Annotated in this window: 20 protein-coding genes and 1 pseudogene; 18 read left to right on the top strand and 3 right to left on the bottom strand. The window is 63.3% G+C overall.

The window, feature by feature from the left end; genetic code table 11:
- From AC1Q7H_RS01450 to AC1Q7H_RS01390, 13 genes are all read left to right on the top strand, one after another.
- Positions 1-450: a TIGR03750 family conjugal transfer protein gene (locus AC1Q7H_RS01450; protein WP_211980089.1), complete on the top strand. Its 450-nt coding sequence runs from the start codon at positions 1-3 to the stop codon at positions 448-450.
- On the top strand, positions 447-1,136 hold the full coding sequence (locus AC1Q7H_RS01445; RefSeq protein ID WP_492380858.1) for a PFL_4703 family integrating conjugative element protein: 690 nt from the start codon (positions 447-449) through the stop codon (positions 1,134-1,136). Before AC1Q7H_RS01450 ends, AC1Q7H_RS01445 begins: the two co-directional genes overlap by 4 nt.
- The gene (locus AC1Q7H_RS01440; protein ID WP_492380857.1) at positions 1,133-2,053 is read left to right on the top strand and encodes a TIGR03749 family integrating conjugative element protein; all 921 of its coding nucleotides are present in this window, start codon (positions 1,133-1,135) and stop codon (positions 2,051-2,053) included. The genes AC1Q7H_RS01445 and AC1Q7H_RS01440 overlap by 4 nt, the downstream gene beginning before the upstream one ends.
- Entirely contained in the window at positions 2,043-3,509 is a 1,467-nt protein-coding gene (locus tag AC1Q7H_RS01435) for a TIGR03752 family integrating conjugative element protein (RefSeq protein WP_211980086.1), read from the top strand. The genes AC1Q7H_RS01440 and AC1Q7H_RS01435 overlap by 11 nt, the downstream gene beginning before the upstream one ends.
- Entirely contained in the window at positions 3,490-3,924 is a 435-nt protein-coding gene (locus tag AC1Q7H_RS01430) for a TIGR03751 family conjugal transfer lipoprotein (RefSeq protein WP_211980085.1), read from the top strand. The genes AC1Q7H_RS01435 and AC1Q7H_RS01430 overlap by 20 nt, the downstream gene beginning before the upstream one ends.
- Positions 3,924-6,809 carry a conjugative transfer ATPase gene (locus tag AC1Q7H_RS01425; RefSeq protein ID WP_492377898.1) on the top strand — a complete coding sequence of 962 codons (2,886 nt, stop codon included), beginning with the start codon at positions 3,924-3,926 and terminating at the stop codon, positions 6,807-6,809. Before AC1Q7H_RS01430 ends, AC1Q7H_RS01425 begins: the two co-directional genes overlap by 1 nt.
- A gap of 10 nt (positions 6,810-6,819) precedes the next feature.
- Positions 6,820-7,578: a DsbA family protein gene (locus AC1Q7H_RS01420; RefSeq protein ID WP_211982312.1), complete on the top strand. Its 759-nt coding sequence runs from the start codon at positions 6,820-6,822 to the stop codon at positions 7,576-7,578.
- 194 nt (positions 7,579-7,772) lie between these two features.
- Complete coding sequence (locus AC1Q7H_RS01415; RefSeq protein WP_492380856.1) at positions 7,773-8,264, top strand: JAB domain-containing protein; 492 nt, start codon at positions 7,773-7,775, stop codon at positions 8,262-8,264.
- Between the two features lie 193 nt (positions 8,265-8,457).
- Positions 8,458-8,898 carry a TIGR03757 family integrating conjugative element protein gene (locus AC1Q7H_RS01410; RefSeq protein WP_492377899.1) on the top strand — a complete coding sequence of 147 codons (441 nt, stop codon included), beginning with the start codon at positions 8,458-8,460 and terminating at the stop codon, positions 8,896-8,898.
- A complete protein-coding gene (locus AC1Q7H_RS01405) occupies positions 8,895-9,845 on the top strand; it encodes a TIGR03756 family integrating conjugative element protein (RefSeq protein ID WP_492380855.1) in 951 nt (316 codons plus the stop codon). The genes AC1Q7H_RS01410 and AC1Q7H_RS01405 overlap by 4 nt, the downstream gene beginning before the upstream one ends.
- A gap of 30 nt (positions 9,846-9,875) precedes the next feature.
- Positions 9,876-11,258: an integrating conjugative element protein gene (locus AC1Q7H_RS01400; RefSeq protein WP_492380959.1), complete on the top strand. Its 1,383-nt coding sequence runs from the start codon at positions 9,876-9,878 to the stop codon at positions 11,256-11,258.
- Positions 11,255-11,608, top strand: a complete 354-nt coding sequence (locus AC1Q7H_RS01395) for a hypothetical protein (protein WP_492380854.1) — start codon at positions 11,255-11,257, stop codon at positions 11,606-11,608. Before AC1Q7H_RS01400 ends, AC1Q7H_RS01395 begins: the two co-directional genes overlap by 4 nt.
- A gap of 15 nt (positions 11,609-11,623) precedes the next feature.
- Positions 11,624-13,141 carry a conjugal transfer protein TraG N-terminal domain-containing protein gene (locus tag AC1Q7H_RS01390; protein ID WP_492380853.1) on the top strand — a complete coding sequence of 506 codons (1,518 nt, stop codon included), beginning with the start codon at positions 11,624-11,626 and terminating at the stop codon, positions 13,139-13,141.
- Between the two features lie 36 nt (positions 13,142-13,177).
- Here the strand turns inward: AC1Q7H_RS01390 and AC1Q7H_RS01385 are convergent, their stop codons facing one another.
- Positions 13,178-13,549 (bottom strand): DUF3742 family protein, encoded by a 372-nt coding sequence (locus tag AC1Q7H_RS01385; RefSeq protein WP_492380852.1) that lies wholly within the window; start codon positions 13,547-13,549, stop codon positions 13,178-13,180.
- A gap of 353 nt (positions 13,550-13,902) precedes the next feature.
- Between AC1Q7H_RS01385 and mobH the strand changes: the two genes are divergently transcribed.
- The gene (mobH, locus tag AC1Q7H_RS01380) at positions 13,903-15,747 is read left to right on the top strand and encodes a MobH family relaxase (RefSeq protein ID WP_492380851.1); all 1,845 of its coding nucleotides are present in this window, start codon (positions 13,903-13,905) and stop codon (positions 15,745-15,747) included.
- Between the two features lie 680 nt (positions 15,748-16,427).
- On the opposite strand, the gene AC1Q7H_RS01375 is transcribed toward mobH, so the two are convergent.
- Positions 16,428-16,673: a helix-turn-helix domain-containing protein gene (locus AC1Q7H_RS01375; protein WP_041228056.1), complete on the bottom strand. Its 246-nt coding sequence runs from the start codon at positions 16,671-16,673 to the stop codon at positions 16,428-16,430.
- 194 nt (positions 16,674-16,867) lie between these two features.
- On the opposite strand from AC1Q7H_RS01375, the gene AC1Q7H_RS01370 reads away from it, so the two are divergent.
- From AC1Q7H_RS01370 to AC1Q7H_RS01355, 4 genes and pseudogenes are all read left to right on the top strand, one after another.
- Positions 16,868-17,218 (top strand): DUF2958 domain-containing protein, encoded by a 351-nt coding sequence (locus tag AC1Q7H_RS01370; protein ID WP_492380850.1) that lies wholly within the window; start codon positions 16,868-16,870, stop codon positions 17,216-17,218.
- 256 nt (positions 17,219-17,474) lie between these two features.
- Complete coding sequence (locus AC1Q7H_RS01365; protein ID WP_492380849.1) at positions 17,475-18,845, top strand: MFS transporter; 1,371 nt, start codon at positions 17,475-17,477, stop codon at positions 18,843-18,845.
- Between the two features lie 15 nt (positions 18,846-18,860).
- A complete protein-coding gene (locus AC1Q7H_RS01360) occupies positions 18,861-19,553 on the top strand; it encodes a helix-turn-helix domain-containing protein (protein ID WP_013957655.1) in 693 nt (230 codons plus the stop codon).
- Positions 19,554-19,968: 415 nt separating this feature from the next.
- A pseudogene (locus AC1Q7H_RS01355) lies at positions 19,969-20,345 on the top strand (DUF5594 family protein).
- Between the two features lie 15 nt (positions 20,346-20,360).
- On the opposite strand, the gene AC1Q7H_RS01350 reads toward AC1Q7H_RS01355, so the two are convergent.
- Entirely contained in the window at positions 20,361-21,263 is a 903-nt protein-coding gene (locus AC1Q7H_RS01350; RefSeq protein ID WP_492380848.1) for an aldose epimerase family protein, read from the bottom strand.
- Positions 21,264-21,339 lie beyond the last annotated feature (76 nt).

Raw genomic sequence — 21,339 nt, 5'->3', positions numbered from 1 at the left:
ATGACCGGCTACCGCCAGAATCCGAGGCTGGCTGCGCAGGATGGTCTCAATGATGGGCTCGTCGTCTTCCTGCCGCATCGCTTGAACCGCCATCCGGTGGTGATACGCGGATTGACTGCCGACGAGCTGTGGGCCTGCGCCGGCCTGTCCGGTGTGGCCGGCTTCCTGACAGGCTTGGCGGCGGCCTGGCTGACCCAGAGTATTGCCATGGTGCCGACCCTGGTCGTCGTTGGCATCGGGATCGGCGTGTTCGGGGGTGGCGGCTTCCTGCGCCGAAAGAAGCGCGGTCGGCCTGACACCTGGCTATACCGCCAGCTCCAGTGGCGGCTCGCGCTGCGCTACCCCTCGCTGGCTGCTCAAGTAGGCGGACGGCAGATCATCACTTACTCTGGCTGGTGGACCACACGGCGCGAGTGGCCTTCCACATCCATTCGTCGGGGCGCCGCATGAGCCGGTTCAAGAACGAGGTCATGCACCTCGAGGCGCATGTCAAGACCTTGCGCCTAGCCGTGGCAGCGCTGTTCGCCCTGGCCCTGGTGCTGGGGTTCGGCTGGTGGAGCGCGCCGAAGACCCTGACCATCCACGTGCCCCCTGATCTGCGTTCGGGTAGCACCCGAAAGTGGTGGGACGTGCCTCCGGAAAACGTCTACGCCTTTACCTTCTACATCTGGCAGCAGACCCAGCGCTGGCCGGCCAATGGCGAGGAGGACTACCCGCGCAATCTCAAGGCGCTGTCCGCTTACTTCACGCCTGGGTGCCGGTCCTTCCTGCAACAGGACTACGAATTGCGGCGAAACAACGGCGAACTGCGCCAACGGGTGCGCGGCATCTATGAGATCCCCGGCCGAGGCTACGGCGATGATCCCACGTCGCGCGTGCAAGTCGTGTCAGCAGCGGATTGGATCGTCACGCTCGAGGTAAGTGCCGACGAGTACCTCGGCTCCGAACAGGTCAAGCGCGCACTGGTGCGCTATGCCTTGAAGGTCGTTCGCTCGGATGTGGACCCAGAGCATAACCCCTTCGGCCTGGCGCTGGACTGCTATGCGAGGGCGCCGCAGCGCATTGAATCGGCGCCGGCAACTGTATCCGGCCGCCAACCTGCCGCTGTCAACCCTCTGCAAGGAGAAGCGCCATGAAGCGGCGTATCCTTTCGGCCTTGGCTGGCCTTCTGCTCGGCATGGCGCAAGTCTCCATCAGCCACGCTGTGGAGCTCCTGCGCTGGCAACGTTTGCCCCTGGCTGTGGCGCTAGTGGTTGGTCAGGAGCGCGTGATCTTCATCGATCGTAACGTGCGCGTCGGCCTGCCGGAGAACATCGCATCGCACCTGCGCGTGCAGAGCGCCGGCGGCGCGATCTATCTGCGCGCGAGCGAGCCGATTCCGCCCTCGCGGCTGCAACTGCAAGACGTGGATTCCGGGGCGCTGATCCTGCTCGACATCGCTGCCGAGCCAGCCAAGGCAGGCCAGCCTGCGCTCGAGCCTGTGCGCATCATCGTGGGCGATGCGGCATCATCGCCGGCGAACGCTCTGGCCGGTACCGTCACAAGCGAGCACCAGCCGCGCGAGACGGCAGGCGCGGCGACGCGGCGCGCGAGCCCGGTGCCTGCGGTGCTGACACGCTATGCGGCACAAAACCTCTATGCACCGCTGCGCACGGTGGAGCCGGTGGCTGGCGTCCGCCGCGTGAATCTACGCCGCGATCTGGCTCTACACACATTGCTACCTGTGCTCCCGTTGCGCGCGCAGGCGCTGGCCGCGTGGCGGCTCGATGACCAGTGGGTGACGGCAGTGAAGCTCACTAACACGTCCGCACGGCGCTTGGTACTCGACCCGCGCGCACTGCAAGGCGATTTCGTCGCGGCAACCTTCCAGCATGCGACCTTGGGGCCGGCTGGCGCTTCGACCGACACCACCGTGGTCTATCTTGTTACCCGTGGCCATGGCCTGGCCGAGTCACTGCTGCCAAAGGTGGCAACCTTCGACGCCACCGCTAGCATGCCGGTGGCAGCCGCGCCCGGCCCGGCCGAAGGAGGAGGTCCCCATAATGAAAAGTAATCCCCTCCTCAAGTGGTTGCTGATCCCGATGGTGCTGTTGATGGTCTTCGCTGGCATCAGGCTCTTCTCAAATGATCATGGTGCCGAACCCGCCAGGCCCGATCGTGCCAATCCGCTCTCGCCTGAAGAGAGGAAAGCCTTGGGTATCGAGGGCGATACTCCGCGCGATACCGTTGCCACGCTGGTCGCCCAGGTCAAGCAACTGCGCAACGAACTACAGGCAGCGCTCAACGACAACAAGGACCAGAAGGCCGAGAACGAGCGCATGCGTGTCCGTGAGAGTGCGATTGACCAAAGCATCCAGACCGCATTGGAGGGCGAGCGCGGCCGCCTGCAACAGGAGCGTGATCAGATCGCAAACGATCGTCAGCAGACGCAGGACCGGTTACAAGACTTGCAGCGGCGCCTCGACGGGCTTTCTGGCGAGGGCGGGCAGCCCGACCTGCCCATCGGGCTGGGCCTGGAGGAGGGCGATGGCAAGCACAGGGGCGGCGCGCGCAAGAGTGGCGGCCTGCACTGGGTGGAACCAGATGACGCAACGCCAGTTAAGAGTGGCGATGTACGTAGCGGCCCGAATCAGCCCACCAGCTTCGGACCCGCGCAGAGAACTCTGACGGATATGGCTGAAAGCACTGCGAGCGCCGCCGCTGAGGCCGTCAGCAGCGCCGCAGAGACCTACGCCAAGCCGATCTACACGGTGCCGTCCAACTCGACACTCATTGGGTCGATTGCCATGACAGCGTTGATCGGACGTGTGCCGATCGACGGTACGGTCAACGACCCGTATCCCTTCAAGGTGTTGATCGGTCCGGACAACCTTACCGCCAACGGCATCGATATTCCCGACGTAGCCGGTGCAGTGGTGAGCGGCACCGCCTCGGGCGACTGGACACTTTCATGCGTGCGCGGCCAGGTCCGCAGCGTGACGTTCGTTTTCCAAGACGGAACTATCCAAAACGTGCCGCAGAAGAGTTCGCGCAGCCAGGGCGCCACCGGTGACCAGGCTAGCAGCACCGGCATGGACGGCAGCGCGGTGCGGGGTAGCTTGGGCTGGATCAGCGATCCCCACGGCGTCCCCTGCGTCTCCGGCGAGCGTCGCAGTAACGCGCAACAGTACCTCGGTTCGCAGGCGTTGATTACCGCGGCCGGCGCAGGCGCGGCCTCGCTCATCAAGTCGGACACCGGCAGTGTAGCCGTGGTCTCCAACAGCAACGGCTCGCTTGGTACGGTCGGCATTTCAGGCAACGAGGCCATGGGCCGCATTCTCGCCGGGGGTGTGCGCGACATGGCCGACTGGGTCAACAAGCTTTACGGGCAGGCCTTTGCCGCAATCTACGTGCAGCCCGGGGCCAAAGTCGCTGTCCATCTGGAGCAGCCCCTTAACATCGACTACGACGTCAAGGGGCGGCGGGTCAATCACCGCATCGGAGAAGCTCATGCGTCAGATCTGGACTGAAGCCGCCGCGATGCTGATTGCAGCCCTGGTGCTGGGAGGGTGTGCCACCAGCAAGGACAAGCTACTACCACAAGGCGATCACACAATGCTCGATGTCTGGCAACAGGAGACCGGCGGCAGTGCGGGCGGTGGTCAGCCCGCGAGACAACTGATCGATGTGCGTCAGGGCTTGCGCCGGCCGCTGACTGAGCCAGATGTAAAGAGCATGCCCGCGGCCAATGCAGCCTACACCCGCACCGCCGCCAACGAGATCTACCGCCAGTTCCACCGACTGCCCAACCCGGACCTCGTGATGTACGTCTTCCCGCATCTGTCCGGAAGCGATCCAGTGCCGGTGCCCGGCTACACCACGGTGTTTCCGCTTTACCAGCGGGTGCAGTACGCGATGCCGGGCGAACGTTTGGAGGATTACTAATGATCCGCTCATTCTTTAGGACGCGCCGGGCCGAAAGGGCAACCGGTGCCAGTGAACCGGCTGACGAGGCCTGGACTCGGCATGTGTCGTTACTGGCCGCGCATGGCATTACCGAGCCCGGCAGCGCGTTGGCCGCCGGCCGCCGCAACCCGGCCACCGAGGCGCACGCCCAGGCGCTCTATGATGTGGCCCCGTCCTTCGCCGATCTGCTGCCCTGGGTCGAATATCTTCCCGAATCGATGAGCATGCTGCTGGAGGACGGCGATTCGGTCGCGGCCTTCTTCGAGTTGGCCCCTGTCGGCACTGAAGGGCGCGAATTGGCCTGGCTGTGGCAGGCGCGCGACGCGCTGGAGAACGCGCTGCAGGATTCCTTCGATGAACTGGAAGAGCATCCCTGGGTGGTCCAGCTCTATGCTCAGGACGAGGCGAATTGGGACGGCTATCTGCGCACGCTGGCAGACTACGTCCGGCCACGTGCTCAGGGCATCGCCTTCAGCGAGTTCTATCTGCGCTTCTTCGCGCACCATCTGCGCGCGATCGCCAAGCCAGGCGGGCTCTTTGAGGACACCATGGTCACACGCTTGCCGTGGCGCGGCCAGGTCCGGCGCGTGCGCATGGTAGTCTACCGGCGCGCACCCGCGACAGCGGTTTCCCGACGCGGCCAGTCGCCCGAGCAGTCTCTCTGCACGATCTGTGATCGACTCGTGGGCGGGCTCGCCAATGCGGGCGTGAAGGCCCGCCGCATGCATGCGGCCGACATCCATGACTGGCTGCTGCGCTGGTTCAACCCGCATCCGACGCTGCTGGGGCCGAGTGCTGAAGATTGCGAGCGCTTCTACGCGCTGACCCGCTACCCCGAGGAGGGGGAAACAGGCGAGATCGAACTGGCTAGCGGCGACTTTGCCCAGCGCTTGTTCTTCGGGCAGCCGTGCTCGGACGTGGCCAACGGCGTCTGGCTCTTCGACGGGATGCCGCATCGGGTCATTGTGATGGACCGCCTGCGCATGCCTCCGGCGACGGGACACATAACCGGTGAGACTCGCAAGGGAAGCGATGCAGTCAATGCGCTATTCGACCAGATGCCGGAAGATACGGTGATGTGTCTTACCCTGGTCGCTACGCCTCAGGACGTGCTAGAGGCGCACCTGAACCACCTGAGCAAGAAATCGGTGGGCGAGACACTAGCTTCGGAGCAGACTCGCCAGGACGTGCAGCAGGCGCGCAGCATGATTGGCAGCGCGCACAAGCTCTACCGCGGCGCGCTGGTCTTCTACCTGCGGGGGCGCGACCTGCAGCAGCTTGACGCCCGCGGCCTGCAACTGGTCAACGTCATGCTCAACGCTGGTCTACAGTTGGTGCGCGAGGAAGACGAGGTGGCGCCGCTCAACAGCTACCTGCGTTGGTTGCCCTGCGTCTTCGACCCGGCCCTGGACAAGCGGCAGTGGTACACCCAGCTCATGTTCGCGCAGCACGCCGCGAACTTGGCGCCGGTGTGGGGCCGCAGCCAGGGCACGGGGCATCCGGGCATCACCTTTTTCAACCGTGGCGGCGGGCCGATCACCTTCGATCCGCTTAACCGGCTGGACAGGCAGATGAACGCGCATCTGTTTCTTTTCGGTCCCACCGGCTCGGGCAAGAGCGCCACGCTCAACAACATTCTGAATCAGATCACGGCGATCTACCGGCCGCGCCTGTTTATCGTCGAGGCGGGCAATAGCTTCGGTCTTTTCGGCGACTTTGCCTCGCGCCTGGGCCTGTCGGTCCACCGTGTCAAGCTCGCTCCCGGCGCTGGCGTGAGCTTGGCCCCTTTCGCCGACGCCTGGCGCCTGGTAGATACGCCTGGTGAAGTGCAAACGCTGGATGCCGATGACCTGGATGAGGACCGCGCCGAGACAACGCGGGTCGCAGACGCTGACGAGCAGCGCGATGTGCTCGGCGAGCTGGAGATCACGGCGCGGCTGATGATCACCGGCGGCGAAGACAAGGAAGAGACGCGGATGACGCGAGCAGACCGCAGCCTCATTCGTCAGTGCATCCTCGACGCGGCTCAGCGTTGTGTGGCCGATAAGCGAATGGTACTCACGCGCGATGTGCGCGACGCACTGCGCGGGCGCGCTCACGATTCGACACTGCCGGAGATCCGTCGCGCCCGACTGGCGGAAATGGCCGACGCAATGGACATGTTCTGCCAGGGCGTGGATGGCGAAATGTTCGATCGGCCCGGTACGCCTTGGCCCGAAGCCGACATCACCGTCGTAGATCTGGCGACCTTCGCGCGCGAGGGCTACAACGCCCAGCTCTCCATCGCTTACATCAGCCTCATCAACACGGTGAACAACATCGCCGAGCGCGACCAGTTTCTCGGGCGGCCGATTATCAACGTGACCGATGAGGGGCACATTATCACCAAGAACCCGCTGCTTGCGCCCTACGTCGTCAAGATCACCAAGATGTGGCGCAAGCTCGGCGCCTGGTACTGGCTTGCGACTCAGAACCTTGATGATTTGCCCAAGGCGGCCGAACCAATGCTCAACATGATTGAGTGGTGGATTTGCCTGTCGATGCCGCCGGATGAGGTAGAGAAAATCGCACGCTTCCGCGAGCTGAGCCCGGCACAGAAGGCGCTGATGGCGTCGGCACGCAAGGAGACGGGCAAGTATAGTGAGGGCGTGATCCTCTCCAAATCGATGGAAGTGTTGTTTCGTGCTGTCCCACCCAGCCTCTACTTGGCCCTGGCTCAGACGGAACCGGAGGAGAAAGCCGAGCGCTTCCAGTTGATGCAGCAGTACGGCATTGGCGAACTGGATGCTGCATTGAAGATCGCTCAGAGGATCGACTGCGCCCGCGGCATCGCATCGCTTCCGCTCGATGGATTGACGCCGTAAGGAGCGCATGATGCAACGTTCCGGCGCTACCCAATCCCGGCCCCTTCTTGCCGTACTGCTGGTGGCCGCCTCGCTGATAGGCGGAGGCGCCTGGCTGGTACTGCGTCCGCAGGCCATGGCGCCTGCTACTGTTCAGGTTGAGCCCCATGCCGAGGCGAAGACTGGGGGCACGACCGTACCCGGACCGCCTTGGCGCCGCGGCCGTTCTGACGCGCGCTTCACGGTGATCGAGTATGCCGACCTGGAATGCCAGTTCTGCCGAGCCTACTTCCCAGTTCTCAAGCGCTGGATCGATGAACACCCAGACGTAGCCTTGCAATGGCACCATCTGCCGCTCGCGATGCACGAGCCGGCCGCATCCGCCGAAGCCCGCCTCGTCGAATGCGTCGGTGCTGCCGGCGGCGATGCTGCGTTTTGGCAGGCGGTCGAATGGGTCTATACCCATACCCGCGGTAATGGCCAGGGCCTGCCGGAGGAACTGCGCTATCCCGACCTGTCGCCTGCCACGCAGCAGTGCTTGGCGTCCGAGCGGCCCAATGCAGTCATTCGCGCCCAAGCCGAGGAGGCGGCCAAGACCGGTGTCACGGCCACACCGGCCCTGCTTCTACTGGACCGTGAGACGGGTAAGACGCTGCTGCTGCACGGGCCAGTCGAGGGCGATGCCTTGCTTTCGGCGCTCGATTTGCTCGCCGCTGGCGGCCACACCGCTGCCGATCCGTACAGTACGACAGATATGCCCGCCGCAATCGTCGGCGACATGCCCAGGTAGCCTCGATCTTCAAGGCTACGGCGCGGCGCGACCGCGTTGATCGAAACCCCGTTCGCATCGCATCCCTGGCGCGAACAGCCATCGCCACCGCGGTGGTGGATGCCTGTTTGTCCGATGCCTCATGCCGTCATCCATTGGAGGGTTTTGCCCTCCCGGGGCATGCGCCTCCGACTTTAACCATTGGAGGTTTTGCAATGTCTTTCGTGTCTGATTCCACCTCGCAGTCGCTCGCTCTGCTTGCCGCGCAGCACGAGGATTGGATCATCCAGCAGGCCATCACCGTGCTGGAAAAGCGTGTCTTCAAGTCTGGTCCGGTGCTGAACGGTCTCGCGGCCGTGTGCGACTTCCTGCGCCTCAAACTGGTTGCGGAGCCCAACGAGGTGTTTGCAGCGGTGTTCCTCGACGCTCAGGACCGGGTACTCGCCTACGAGCCGCTGTTCAAGGGCTCGCGTAGCGAGGTCGCGGTGTATCCACGAGTCGTTGTTCAGCGCGCCTTGGCCCTCAACGCCTCGGCGCTCATCCTTGCGCATCAACATCCGTCCGGGATAACCGAGCCGTCGATGGCCGATCGAGTGCTCACGGACCAACTCAGTGTCGCCTTGGCGCTGGTGGATGTTCGTCTGCTGGAGCACGTCATCATCGGCAAGGGCACACCGTACTCGTTCGCCGAATCGGGGCTGCTGTAACCCGGTCACGGCGACGTTGCGGACGCGCATATTCCACCCTGCGGGAGCTTCGGCTCCCGCTTTTCTTGTCGCCAATGCAACGCGCTTCTTGCTGAGCCAACAAACGGAACGCGCGCAGTGCGGCTTGTTTGTCGAGGCGATGCCGCCTTCAGCGCTTGACTATGGCTCTGATCAGCTTCCAAGGATCCCGTGCATGTCAGCCCTTCTACTCAAGTTCTTGCCGGGGTGGCCGGCCCCAAGCTTCGCTGCTGTATTGCCAACGATGCTGATCACATTCTGCACGCCCGCCTTCGCCGCCGACGTGCTTGTCATCACCGACAGCCGCCATCCAGTACGAGCCATGGGCGGTGAGCGAATCATCGAACTGGACCTTCCCTCGCGGATCGAGGGCGAGCTGTCTGCGGGCCTGCCCGCAGATGCGATCCTCGCCGCCGACCTCGTGCGCAAGCGCCTACGCGAGGGCAAACTTCAGCGCCGGATAGGCCAGGCCTACCAAGGGTTCGCCGATGCTCGGGCCCTGGGCATCACCAAGGTGCCTGCCGTAGTGGTCGACGGCCGCTATGTGGTCTATGGCGAGCCGGACGTTGCGCGCGCCGTGGCGCGCATTGAAAACCATCGGAGGGAACAGCCATGAATCGCCTGCTCTTGCCACTCTCTCGCCGGTTTCGGCTGGCTATGGCTTTAGCGCTCCTGAGCGGTGCCGCGTCGGCATTCGCTTTGACCACGGCCACCATCGTGGCCTCTATTGCGTCGCCCGGCTGTCTGGAATACCGCGTCGTCGGCATCTGCTACTGGCTGTATTGCTCGTGGTCGGGGTGCAGTGTGCGTACGTCGTTGAAAGTACGTCATTACGTGCCGGATGCCGTGGTATCGAGCTATTCGAATACTGGCGAGAACCCATGGATGGAAGTGCGTGCGATGAGCATGCCGAATGACACCGCCCAAGCCGGTGGCGACGGCACCGTGAACCATGGCAATGATTACAACGTGGCGAAGTTCAAGAACACCGACGTGATTGGGCACCCTGCGGGTTCGGTATTCAGCGAGTTCGCCAGGACCTTTGGTTACACCTGTCAGGGCGCGGGTACGGCTTTCATGCCGTACTTTCTGAGCACGCTCGACACGGCGGCCTGGCGCTACAACGTGCCCGAGATGGTGTATCCGGAGGCGCTGACCTCTGGTATGCGAGAGATCGGTAGCCGCGTGACGGGGGATCTGTGGGGCAATGTCTATCCGCGCGGCGGATTCTTGCATCAGACCGATGACTACAAGAGCGCTGCCGTGGTCGCGCAGCGCGCGGGCGACGTCGTTACACGGCGCGCCCAGCCCCACGTCTATCAACCGCTGCTGGCGAATACCCGGGATGGTTACTGGCCGGCTGGTGCACTGATGGAAGGCAACGCTTCCACCGGAAAGTGGCAAGAGCTGAGCCCGACGCTCTCGAACTCCTGTGCCGTTTTTCCGCACAGCAGCCCGCGTGTGCAGGCCACGCAGGGCGACTACGCCTGGGCGCTGTGGCGGCCCTATGCCTGTTGCCAGCGTCGGGGACAGGTCTTCCTTGGTAGCGTTGATTTAACATGAGGATTCCCGATGAAGGTGTTCTATTCTTGTATGACAGGGCGTGCTAGGCCCTACGCGTTGATTATCGCGCTCGCTTGCGCCGTCACGGCGGCAGCAGGCGTCACGTGGGCGCAGACCCATATCGACCGCAATGGCGCAAGCGCGAGCGGCAGCGTCATTGGCAATGACGTGCTCTACAGTGTGGGCGGTGGCCGGGCCGTGTCCATGAGCGGGGCTGGGAACATGAAAAGCATCGGCGTCGGTGTCGGCTGGAACAGCAACCTTATCTGCGGGGACATGAGTCTAACGACGACGCTGCAGAACCAGCTGAACGGCGCCACTAACGGCTTCCAGTCCATCATGTCCTCAGTGATCCAGAACGCCACCAGCGCCGTGGCGTCGCTGCCGGCGCTGATCATCCAGCGCGCGGATCCGGCGCTCTACAACCTGCTAGCCAACGGCGTGCTACAGGCGCGCCTGGACTTCGACCGCTCCAAGATGACCTGCCGGGCCATCGCCAACCGGATGGCGGATTTGGCCGGCGGCCAGGCGGGCTGGGACCAACTCGCCGAGGGTATGGCGCTGCGCAATGCGGTGAGTAGTACCGATGCCGTGTCAGCTGTCGCTCGGGCCGAATCGAACAAGGGCAACAACGGCGTGCCATGGGTAGGCGGCCGCAATGCGGGCGGCTCTAGCCAGAGTCCAATCAAGGTGGTGAGCGACGTAACGCGTGCGGGCTACAATTTGCTCAACGGGCGCAACGTCACGGAGACGTCATCGATTTCGCCTGCGTCCTGCGGCAATAGGCTGACGTGCCTCACGTGGTCCTCGCCACAGGCTGCTATCAACTTCGCTACCCGTGTGTTGGGCGAGCGCGAGCAGCGTACCTGCGACAACTGCACCAAGACGCAGACCACGCCGGGCGTCGGCCTCACGCCGGTGATTCATGAAGAGTACGAAGCCAAACTGCAGGCACTGCAGGAGCTGGTGACGGGTGTGAAGCCGACGACAGTAGCGAACCTCGAGGCGGCCGGCAGCAATTCGCTGCCGATCACCCGCGGCGTGATCGAAGCCCTGCGAGACGAGCCCGACCAGGATTTGCTGGGCAAGCGGCTGGCTTCCGAGGTGGCGCTGTCAAGTGTGCTGGAGAAGGCCTTGCTGCTGCAGCGCACGCTGCTGACCGGCAGGAAGGAGCCGAACGTCGCAGCCAATGAGTTGGCCGTGAAGGAGGTCGACCGGGAGAACGGCACGTTGGCGCAGGAGATCAACAACCTCAAGACCGAGCTGGAGTTGCGGCGCACACTGGCCGGGAACTCCGCCTTGGCGATCGTGCAGCGCCACGACACCCGCGCCGGCGGATCGCGCGGCATCTTCGAGGGCGACACCACGCGCGATCGGCTCAAGGAAGTGCAGAAGCCGCGGAGCACGCCGTGACTGCCCGGACCTGGCTGCGGCCGGCCTGGCTGCTCAGCCGCCGCGTGGGCATTGTGCTGCTGTGGATACTGGTGGCAGCCGGCATCTTCGTGGTTGTGAGTGTGGCCGGCATCCACGTCATCGGCAGCATCGACGGCTGGGAGCACTGGCTGCGTGCTCACGCGACCCATTTCCTCGTCTGGCGGCTGCTTCTCTACGCAGCGACGGCTTATGGCTGGTGGTGGATGCGCGGGCGCCTGCGGCAGCGCGAGCCATCGGGCGAAGCGCATCAACGCCTGCTGCGAGTCGAGATCGCGGCCGTGATCACCATCGTGCTGCTCGAAGGCAGCCAACTGCTGCGCCATGCCTGAAGCTGGGATGACCTCATGACCCTCTACACGACCGACTACCTGGAGTATTACCTGACCCTGGTGGGGTGGGTGGTCAACAACGGCATCTGGAACATCCTCGTGGAAAGCGGCCTGTTCGCGCTGCCGTTCGTTGCCATCGTGATCCACGAGTGGCTGCGCGCGAGGACAGAAGGCGCGGACGAGGGCAACAAGGGCGTGTTGTCCTCGATGCGCATCGAGAACCGCGTGTGGGTTGCGATCGTAGTGATCCTGTTCGCCGGCATCCCCTTGATTCCGGTTGATCTCAGCACGATCAAATTCGACACGAGCCGTTCCCGGCAGTGCCAAGTCAATGTCCCCCAGCCGGCCGATACAGGTTGGTCCAGCTCCTATACGATGCTCAATGACCAGAGCGCACTGGTGCCGGTGTGGTGGTTCTTCATGCACGCCATCTCGAAGGCAGTCACGGGCGCCGCGGTGGCGGCGATTCCTTGTGGAACTGACCTGCGGCAGATGCGCATGGATGTTGACGCCACGCGCATCGATAGCCCGGTGCTGGCCCAGGAAGTTGGCGATTTCGTGCGTGACTGCTATGGCCCTTCGCGCGCCAAGCTGTTCATGAGCCGGCCGACGCTCTCCGACGAACAGATGAACGACGTCACCTGGATCGGTTCGGGCTACTTCCTCAACACCGCCGGCTTCTACGACACCTACCATTCGAGCACACCGCGCACGGCTTGGCCTTATGACGCGGCCCGCGATGCGGGGCTGGCCCAGGTGGACAGTGGCGGCGGCTATCCGACCTGCCGGCAATGGTGGTCCGATGGCAGCAGTGGGCTGCGCGCACGCCTGTTGGGCCAGGTCGATCCCGATCTGCTCTCTCGTATCGGGCGATGGGCGGGGTTCCTCTCGCAGAATGAGGTCAACGACTCGGTGGTCCGCGCCGTCGTCTCGCCCCGGCATCAGAAGATGAACCAGGGGGCCGTTTATACCGACTACGGCGGTCAGATCGAGAAGACGCTGCCCAACATTGTGGCGCGCGGCACTGGCGATCTCGGCCTAGCCGCCGGGTCGCCTGGTTTCTTCCCAGCCATGGACGTGGTGCGCCAGGCACTGCCGATGGTGCTGTCGCTGCTCAAGATGGCACTCGTCATCTGCATCCCACTGGTGCTGCTGTTCGGCACCTACGAGCTGAAGGCCGTGGTCGCTGTGAGCTGCGCCGAGTTCGCGCTGTTCTTCGTGGACTTCTGGTTCCAACTTGCGCGCTGGCTGGACAGCACGATCCTCGATGCACTCTACGGCTGGGGATTTGGTGCGAACCGGCCGCACTCAAACTTCGATCCCTTGATCGGCCTGAACAATGCCTTCGGCGACATGCTGCTGAACTTCGTCATGGCGACGATGTTTATTGTGCTGCCTACGTTTTGGGTGGCGGCTCTGTCCTTGGCGGGAGTACGTGCCGGCGGCATGCTCCAAGGTCTTTCGGATGTCACGCGGCCAGCGGGTCAAGCCGGAGGAAAGGGGGCGGGGGTCGTGTCGAACAAGCTCAGGTGAATACCAGCCTCTCCGCTTGCCGGTCTTCAGTCTTTGTCAATCCGGGGGGTCGTAAAACCCGGGGTCTGGAGTGTCGTTATAAAGAATGGGGTCGTATCCTGGATTTTTCTTGTGCTTAGCTTGCTCCCCGATCGCCCATTCCTCTGGTTCGCCATATTCGGTGTTCCGAGCCACCCGAGCCGCCGCCACAGCGAACGTGAGCAGTGACGCCCAGAAAGCGGTGTAGAGCAGCAGTCCGAGTGCAACGAGCTTGGTGACCAGGACCACCACCTTGGCAACGCCAGGTGCCAGCCCATGCGCCGTCAGCCAGCCAGTTGCCTTCCTACCCAAGCGCATGACACGCCGCGACAGCCGGCCCAGGGTCCGGCCCACACCCTCCGCGAAAGTGGTTTGTGCAACGTGTTTCATCGTGGCTACCTCATGCTCGTCCTGCCCTGTCCCTCGATACTCGTTCTTGAATCCTGCACGGTTTTTCAACCGAGAGGCTGATTTCCCTGCAACATCCAATCAGACTGCGTGGCGTGCCCAAAATTCCGCGGGCGTGAGGACGGGGTACTGGCGGCCAGCAGCCCCTTGTCGCCGGTTATCAGGTGGTCGACCTTCGGCGCCAACAACGTGACAAGCCCTAACCTGGTCAGTGGGGTCTCGCAGGAACCGACGGTCAATCCGACTTTGGCGAAGCCCGCATTGGCTGTGGCCTGGGAAGAACTGTTGACGCTATATCCAAGGATCCAAAGTTTGCCCGTCATCCGAAATTCGCCATGCTTTCGTTGTTCCTACGCAGGAGAGTGCCGCCCAACACCGACACCCGGTCTACGGCCACCATGGAGCCTCCTAATGGGCTGACGCGGCCAGAATCGGCCGCGTCACTGCTGGCGACACCGCGCCGACAGAAGCTGCTGGAGCACATTTGGCAGCGCACTTCCGTCTCCCGCAACCAGTTCGCCACGTTGTACGGCGCGCCGTTGGAACGCTACGCCGAGCTGGTCCAACTGTTTCCGGCCTCGGAATGCCACCACCATGCCTACCCCGGCGGCATGTTGGATCACGGACTGGAAACCGTCGCCTACGCGCTGAAGTTGCGACAAGCCCATCTCCTTCCGGCTGGCTCGACGCCGGAAGCTCAAGCTGCCCAAGCGGAAGCCTGGACCGCGGGCACGGCCTACGCGGCACTGCTGCACGATGTCGGCAAGGTGGCTGTGGATCTGCAGGTCGAGTATGGCGACGGCACTGTCTGGCATCCCTGGCATGGGCCACTTCGACTGCCGTACCGCTTTCGTTACCCCAAGAATCGCGAGTACCGGCTTCACGGCGCAGCAACGGGGCTGCTGTACGCTCGCCTGCTCGATACAGACATTCTCGACTGGCTGAGTGGGTATCCTGACTTGTGGGCCGCCTTGCTTTATGTCCTGGCGGGCCAGAACGAGCACGCCGGCACGCTAGGCGAGCTGGTGGTTCAGGCCGATCAGGCCTCGGTCGCTCAGGAGCTCGGCGGTGATCCGAGTAAGGCGCTGGCTGTATCCCGCAACGCGTTGCAGCGCAAGCTGCTGGAGGGCCTGCGTTATCTGCTCAAGGAGGAGTTCAAGTTGAACCAGCCTCAGGCTTCCGATGGCTGGTTGACTCAGGATGCGCTCTGGTTAGTGAGCAAGACCGTTTCCGATAAGCTGCGGGCACACCTGTTGTCGCAGGGCATCGACGGGATTCCGGCGAGCAATACGGCCGTGTTCAACGTGCTGCAGGATCACGGCATCGCCTTACCCACTCTGGACGGCAAGGCGATCTGGAAAGGTACGGTGACAAGCGATGTCGGTTGGTCCCATACCTTCACGCTTCTGCGCCTCGCACCCTCGCTGATCTGGGAAGGAGATCAGCGGCCCCCATCGTTCACCGGTACGGTGACGGTAGTCCAGGAAGCAGGAGAGGCAGCGACTCTCGCATCTCTGCCAAGCATTGCGGGTTCGCCCGCGCCTCGGCCTTCGTCTGCTAGCCAGCCAACGGGCGATAGCGGCGAAGCGTTGGATCTGCTAGTCGCTCCCGGCGCAGCGTCGGCAGCTACCTTATCACTCACGGAAATCGACCCATCAGTTATAGAGGACCGGACCGTCGAGTCCGCAGAGTCGAGGGCGCCTATCGACTCGGTTTCCCTGGCACCCGCCTTAACTTCGGGACAGGAGCAAACGCCGTCAGGCGAGCATTTTGTTGCTTGGCTGCGCCGGCACATCGAAGCACGCACGCTCATCATCAATGACGCCAAGGCATTGGTGCATACGGTCGCCGATACCGTCTATCTAGTCAGCCCCGGTGTGTTCCAGCGCTATGCCCAAGAACATCCCAAAACCGCTTTCCTTGCCAAGCAAGCTCGAGTGCCCGATTGGCAATGGGTGCAGAAACGGTTCGAGAAACTGCACTTGCACTGCAAACAGCAGGACGGCGCGAATATCTGGACCTGCACCGTGGTGGGGCCGCGGAAGTCGCGGAGACTTCATGGCTACCTGTTGGAAGACCCACGAGTCCTGTTCTCCGATATGCCGCCGAACAACCCTTACCTGTCGCTATCCCCGTCCGCCAGTTCTGGGCAGGAGTCACCGCGTGTAGTCCCGGCCTAAATAGCATAAGGTTGCGCAGCGGGCGTCTTCCATGGAGCTGCAGGAGGGGCTGCGACGCAAGTGGGGACGTAAATTCAATTTTGATCGGCGTTCCGTCTGACTTTGACGCCCCTGAGCGAGCGCGAGGGAGCCGGCAATATGTGCGATTCCTAACTCCTGGGGGGCGGTACCGCATTGCCGATGCGCTCGCGTCAATTTTGCAATAGTTTGCAATAGGTATTGGCGCGGCTCGGTAAGCTACTGGAAGCCAAGATGACCAGGGTAGTCGACGTATGGCAATCTGTCACATTGTTGTTATGGCGTGCGTCTTGATCTTTGTAGCTTACATAGCGCTGTTCTGGTTCTGCGCTTCCTCGCTCTATGGTGATGAGCTCAGTCCCGGTCGCGGCGGTCGTCACGGTCACTCACGGGACTTGGACGGTGAGGTTGCAGATCAGCGGCGTCGATGTCAAGCAGGAACGGGTCGCGGATCATGCCTGCTCTTTGCCTGGGTGCGTCGTCGAATTTCAGGGTCCCTAGGTTGGTCCCAAGCAGGGGAGGGCCGCTAGTCAAAGGCCGCTGCGCCGCTTTGTGACTATGTCAGTCTAATTCAAGACGACGGCGGTCCAGATCGACATATCTCGGCGCGGCGTGGAAAGAAGTCAGCCAGTCGAGCGACCCTAGGTGTCCATGACCATCTCTTACACGCCTGACTGAGTGAGAAGCTCACCGGCAGACGTGCCTAGCACGCTCGCGATCCTAGCCAAGTTGAGCACTGTCAGATTGTGTTCGCCCCGCTCAATACCGCCGATGTAAGAGCGGTCCATATCTGTCGCAAGCGCCAAATCTTCTTGTGAAAACCCTTGGACCTTCCGAATAGCACGGACCGTCTTGCCAATGGATGCAAGTGCGGGGTTGCCAGAGTGTTTCGGTGAGGGTCTCGCCATGCGTCAATGGTCGCAATTTGACGGACGCGATACCACGGGATAGGATACCCAGAAAGTGATCTTTTGCTGCTGCGGGCGTGGCCCGCGCGGTCCCTATGCGCGAGCTTCGGCGCGCAAAGTTCGGGGGGACGTCAGGCCGGCCCCGCTATCGCCTTGCCCTCCGTCGGTGGAGTGAATTTTTAGGAGAAACATCGATGTACCCAACCCTAATCACCGAGGAGCAACGTGCACAGCTACTCGCAAACGGCCACGCGTACGCAACCGGCCACGCCAGCGACCCGCTGCCTGTGGTGCGGCTGTTTACGCCTGATGCGCATGCGACCTGGCTACTGGCCGCGCTCGACCCCGCCGATGGTGACACCGCATACGGTTTGTGCGACGTGGGTATCGGCATGCCCGAACTGGGCCATGTGAAGCTGTCCGACCTGGCATCCATCGTTGGACCGCTCAAAAAGCCGATTCTTCGCGACCTGTACTTCCGGCCAAACCGATCGCTATCGGTGTATGCGCAGCTGGCGCAGGTAGACGGTTCGATCCCCGACTGACCGAACCCGCCGGCCGTTCCGCTAGCCGGACCGGCCGCCCTCTGCTGCACCTCATTGGTTGCAGCAGTCGGTTCCGCACAAAGACCAGCATGGAAAGACGGTGCGCACGACTTGATGTCCGCGCACCAACTGTGCATTTCCATGCAGCGTGGCACATGCCTGATCGGCATCGCTCACGCGCAACCAATGGGGTCTTGGTCTCAAAAGGACCAGCCCTGACCGAAGTCCATTGATCACTACCTGACGAGGACCGAACGTGAATCCACAACAAGAACCGCATGTGAATCTCCTGAGCGTACCGGGCGGCGTCTTACCCGCACCGGCGCGCACGCTGGCTGCTCGCGACTACAAGACCTTGGGTCTTGCCGCCCTCGGCGGCACGCTCGAATTCTATGACTTCGTCATCTACGTCTTCTTCGTCACGGTGCTGGGCGCGCTATTCTTCCCGGCCAACATGCCAGATTGGCTGCGACAACTGCAGACGTTCGGCATTTTCGCCGCCGGCTACCTGGCACGCCCGCTGGGCGGCATCGTGATCGCCCACTTTGGTGACCGGCTTGGCCGCAAGCGCATGTTCACGCTGTCGATCTTGCTGATGGCAGCGCCCACGCTGATGATCGGCCTGCTGCCCACCTACGCCAGCATCGGCGTCGCGGCACCGCTGCTGCTGCTGGCGATGCGCGTGCTGCAGGGCGCGGCCATCGGTGGCGAGATGCCTGGTGCCTGGGTGTTTGTCGGCGAACACGTGCCGAGCCGGCACTACGGTTTCGGCATCGGGACCCTGACCTCGGGCATCACGGGTGGCATCCTGCTGGGTTCGCTCGTGGCGGTCGCCATCAATCGCCACTACACGCCTGAGCAGGTGAGCGATTTCGCCTGGCGCATCCCTTTTATCCTGGGCGGCGTCTTCGGACTTGTGTCGGTGTACCTGCGCCGTTTTCTGCACGAGACCCCCGTGTTCCGCGAGCTGGCTGACCGCAGCAATCTGGCGCGCGAACTGCCGATCCGCACTGTGCTGCGCGAGCACCGCCCGGCTAGCCTGTTCGTCGCATTGCTGACCTGGGTACTTTCGACCTCCATCGTCGTGGTGGTCCTGTACACGCCCGCCTACCTGCAGAAGATCCACCACATACCCGCCGCGCTCGCGCTCGAGACCAATGCGTTCGCCACCCTCACGCTGACCATCGGCTGCGTAATCGTCGGCTGGGCATGCGACCGCATCGGCACCCGCGCCGTCATGCTGATCGGCTGGGGCGGACTTCTCATGACCGCTTACCTCTTCTACGGCAGCCTGCCCGGCACGCCTGGCACGCTGTTCTGGCACTACGGACTGCTGGGTCTGTTCGTCGGCACCATCGCCACCGTGCCGATTGCCGGCGTGCGTGCCTTTCCGACACCAGTGCGGTTCACCGGTCTCTCGTTTGCCTACAACATGTCTTACGCAGTCTTTGGCGGCCTCACGCCGATGATTCTCACGCTGTGGCTGCAGCACGACGCAATGGCGCCGGCTCACTATGTGGCAGTGCTGGCCGCTGTCGGATTCTTGCTTGCGTTCTGGCCCCTCGCCAGGTGCGGCCATGCCATGCGCAATGACGTGGCCAGCACGGCTGGCCACGTCAGTCGATAACGAAGGAGCAACGAAATGAATGCGACGGAAAACACGCCACCAGTACGCCTACTGACTCCGGCCGAGCTGGCTGTCTGCATCAAGGTGTTCCGCGACGCCCGGCAATGGACGCAAGAGCAGCTAGCCGTGATCGCTGGACTCAACGTGCGAACCGTCCAGCGCGTCGAACAAGGCTGGCCCGCTGGCCCCGACATCTGCCGGGCGCTGGCCAGCGCGTTCGATTTCCTGGACATCGACGCGCTTAACAAGCCATTCGCGATTCCACCAGAAGACGAACTCAAGGCAGCGCAGGAACAGTTCGACCGGGAGCACGTCACCTTCGCGGCGATTCGGCTGACCACGGGTAAGCAGTTGGCGGAGCTGGCGCAGACCAGCACGATGGACATGTCGGAGCTGGCCTTCGAAATGGGCGGCGAAGCGGACAAACGCTTCGCCGCACTGATGGAATATTTCCGTAACTACCGCGATGCCCTGGACGCCTATACCGAAGCAGAGAAGCGCGAGGCGTCGGACACGATGCAAGCCAACATCGATGTGCTCAAGACCCTTGGCGTTTCGCTCTGCTATGCCGAGCGCCAAGTGCTGCTGAAGGGAAGCTCGGACCCGGACAGGCCAATGCCAGCTAACGTCCTGTACGTGATCGGATTTCCGCTCGGCAAGGAACCCAAGCTATTCGCCACGCCAGCTTCCATTGATATCCGTCTGTAGAAGGCTGAAGGGTCAAGATTCGCGCTTGCAAGCGCCGCTCCAAGCCTAACCATCCGAATCGCCCCAGGCATGGGGCTTGAGGAAGAAGGCAGACGCGCACTGACAAACAGGTCGCCTGGTATTGAGCACGAGAGGTACAGCGTGCACAGCCCATGAACTAGCCGAACACTGCCAGCTATCCCCAGGGGATAGCTGGCACAGCCGGCCTTCCAACGGCTGGAACACGTAGCCTACCTAAAAGGCCTTTTATAACCTTTTAAAGGTAAGGGGAATATGGAGCCCTGGGTCACCAGTGCTACTAGGGCTTCTGGGTGTACCGGCCAGCCTGACGCCGGCTGGCATGTAGCGGCTGGCACGATGGGGCACAGCTGTGTGCCGCCATCGTTCCAACTCGCAACGTCAGGACGCCGCCACCTTGACCACCGATTTCTTCGCCCGCTTTGAAGCGGAATGCGTGCCGCGCATCGCCACCGCGATTGGCCAGCATGACCGGCGCTTGCAACTCCACTCCCTGCCCGCCGAGGCCCCCGGCCGGCCGCCGCGCCTGCGCGTGACCGGGGAGGGTCCGCCGGACCTGCGGCGCCACCCTTATGCGCTGGATATCACGCTGGCGTGGGATGGGCTGGAGGTGCAGCGCTTGTTCGCGGGGGGGGCGAGGTGCGCCTTGCCGGTTACCTGGCGGCGTTGCCGGCCAAACTGCGCGCCTGGCAGGAACCGCGCGGGATCGACTCCCGCTCGCTATCGCAGGCTGACCCGGCGATCCTGATCGGTGGGCTGGATTTCGAGCACTGAGCCTGGTGCACTGGCTCAGCCAGCCACCCGCAGCCGGCATACCGCGCTTTCCGTTTGCCCCCGCGCGATCCAGCGCAGCCCCTGGCCGTGGTGGATCGCGTCGGGCAGGCCTGCCCACGGTTCCACGCAATAGAAGTCAGAGGTTTCGTTTTCGGACCAGGTCGTCACGGCATGCCATGGCGCGCTGCCGGCGAGGTCGAGTTCGAACGTGACGCGGCGGTCTGGCATCGCCAGCGTGGCGGACGGGCTGTCGCGGAAGACGTGGAACGTGTCCTGCAGGCGTGGATCGTCCAGCTGGTAAGTCGTCTCGCCTGGCTCTGCGGGCCCGGGGCTGCCATCGGGTAGCTGGCGCATGCGGTCCGTGCCCGGCAATGCCAGCGATGCGGTGGCACGTTGCGCGTGCGGCAGCGCGAAATAGAAATGGTGGCCGGGATAGCAGGGCAGGCGCTGCGTGCCGGTATTGGTGGTGCGCAGCGTGACTTCAAGGCCGTCGGGCAGCAAGCGGTAGATGGCGTCGAAGGCGAATGCAAAGGGGTAGCCGGCGCGCGTTGCATCGCTGTCGCGCAGCGTCATCGTGATCGCGCCTTGTGCGTCGATGGCGCTCACGTCGAAGGGCAGGTCGCGCGCAAAGCCGTGCTGCGCCAGCGTGTGCACCGTCCCTTGTCCGTCGCGCCACTGCCCGGGATTGCCTTCGGCAAAATGCCGGCCGATAAACGGAAACAGCAGCGGGTTGCCGCCGCGGACCTTGGCCGGGCGGGACCAGTCGGCAGCATCCGGCCAGTAGAGGAGGTCCTGTCCGCGGTGCACCCAGCGGACCAGCCGGCCGCCGTGTTGCGGGGCGAGCAGCAGGAACGTGTCGGCAGCGCCGATCCGGACCAGTGGCTGGCCCTGGAAGTCTTGTGTCGGAAGCAATGGCATGTTGATCGTTGGTGCCGCGCCGTTCGCGTGCCGCCCGGCGCAGCTGCCATGATAAGCCAGGCCAGCGCGCTGCCGT

The sequence above is a fragment of the Cupriavidus sp. GW823-FHT06D04 genome, from assembly GCF_058795055.1.
The sequence above is the reverse complement of the archived record's forward strand: the minus strand, read 5'-3'. Positions and strand labels throughout refer to the sequence as shown.

What these genes read in the sequence shown, in the direction of transcription:
- AC1Q7H_RS01425 (WP_492377898.1), top strand. Translation starts at nt 3,924, where the DNA reads ATGATCCGCTCATTCTTTAGGACGCGCCGGGCCGAAAGGGCAACCGGT.
- AC1Q7H_RS01390 (WP_492380853.1), top strand. Translation starts at nt 11,624, where the DNA reads ATGACCCTCTACACGACCGACTACCTGGAGTATTACCTGACCCTGGTG.
- AC1Q7H_RS01415 (WP_492380856.1), top strand. Translation starts at nt 7,773, where the DNA reads ATGTCTTTCGTGTCTGATTCCACCTCGCAGTCGCTCGCTCTGCTTGCC.
- AC1Q7H_RS01430 (WP_211980085.1), top strand. Translation starts at nt 3,490, where the DNA reads ATGCGTCAGATCTGGACTGAAGCCGCCGCGATGCTGATTGCAGCCCTG.
- AC1Q7H_RS01435 (WP_211980086.1), top strand. Translation starts at nt 2,043, where the DNA reads ATGAAAAGTAATCCCCTCCTCAAGTGGTTGCTGATCCCGATGGTGCTG.
- AC1Q7H_RS01420 (WP_211982312.1), top strand. Translation starts at nt 6,820, where the DNA reads ATGCAACGTTCCGGCGCTACCCAATCCCGGCCCCTTCTTGCCGTACTG.
- AC1Q7H_RS01360 (WP_013957655.1), top strand. Translation starts at nt 18,861, where the DNA reads ATGAATGCGACGGAAAACACGCCACCAGTACGCCTACTGACTCCGGCC.
- AC1Q7H_RS01350 (WP_492380848.1), bottom strand. Translation starts at nt 21,263, where the DNA reads ATGCCATTGCTTCCGACACAAGACTTCCAGGGCCAGCCACTGGTCCGG.
- AC1Q7H_RS01440 (WP_492380857.1), top strand. Translation starts at nt 1,133, where the DNA reads ATGAAGCGGCGTATCCTTTCGGCCTTGGCTGGCCTTCTGCTCGGCATG.
- AC1Q7H_RS01370 (WP_492380850.1), top strand. Translation starts at nt 16,868, where the DNA reads ATGTACCCAACCCTAATCACCGAGGAGCAACGTGCACAGCTACTCGCA.
- mobH (WP_492380851.1), top strand. Translation starts at nt 13,903, where the DNA reads ATGCTTTCGTTGTTCCTACGCAGGAGAGTGCCGCCCAACACCGACACC.
- AC1Q7H_RS01410 (WP_492377899.1), top strand. Translation starts at nt 8,458, where the DNA reads ATGTCAGCCCTTCTACTCAAGTTCTTGCCGGGGTGGCCGGCCCCAAGC.
- AC1Q7H_RS01445 (WP_492380858.1), top strand. Translation starts at nt 447, where the DNA reads ATGAGCCGGTTCAAGAACGAGGTCATGCACCTCGAGGCGCATGTCAAG.
- AC1Q7H_RS01400 (WP_492380959.1), top strand. Translation starts at nt 9,876, where the DNA reads ATGACAGGGCGTGCTAGGCCCTACGCGTTGATTATCGCGCTCGCTTGC.
- AC1Q7H_RS01450 (WP_211980089.1), top strand. Translation starts at nt 1, where the DNA reads ATGACCGGCTACCGCCAGAATCCGAGGCTGGCTGCGCAGGATGGTCTC.
- AC1Q7H_RS01375 (WP_041228056.1), bottom strand. Translation starts at nt 16,673, where the DNA reads ATGGCGAGACCCTCACCGAAACACTCTGGCAACCCCGCACTTGCATCC.
- AC1Q7H_RS01385 (WP_492380852.1), bottom strand. Translation starts at nt 13,549, where the DNA reads ATGAAACACGTTGCACAAACCACTTTCGCGGAGGGTGTGGGCCGGACC.
- AC1Q7H_RS01405 (WP_492380855.1), top strand. Translation starts at nt 8,895, where the DNA reads ATGAATCGCCTGCTCTTGCCACTCTCTCGCCGGTTTCGGCTGGCTATG.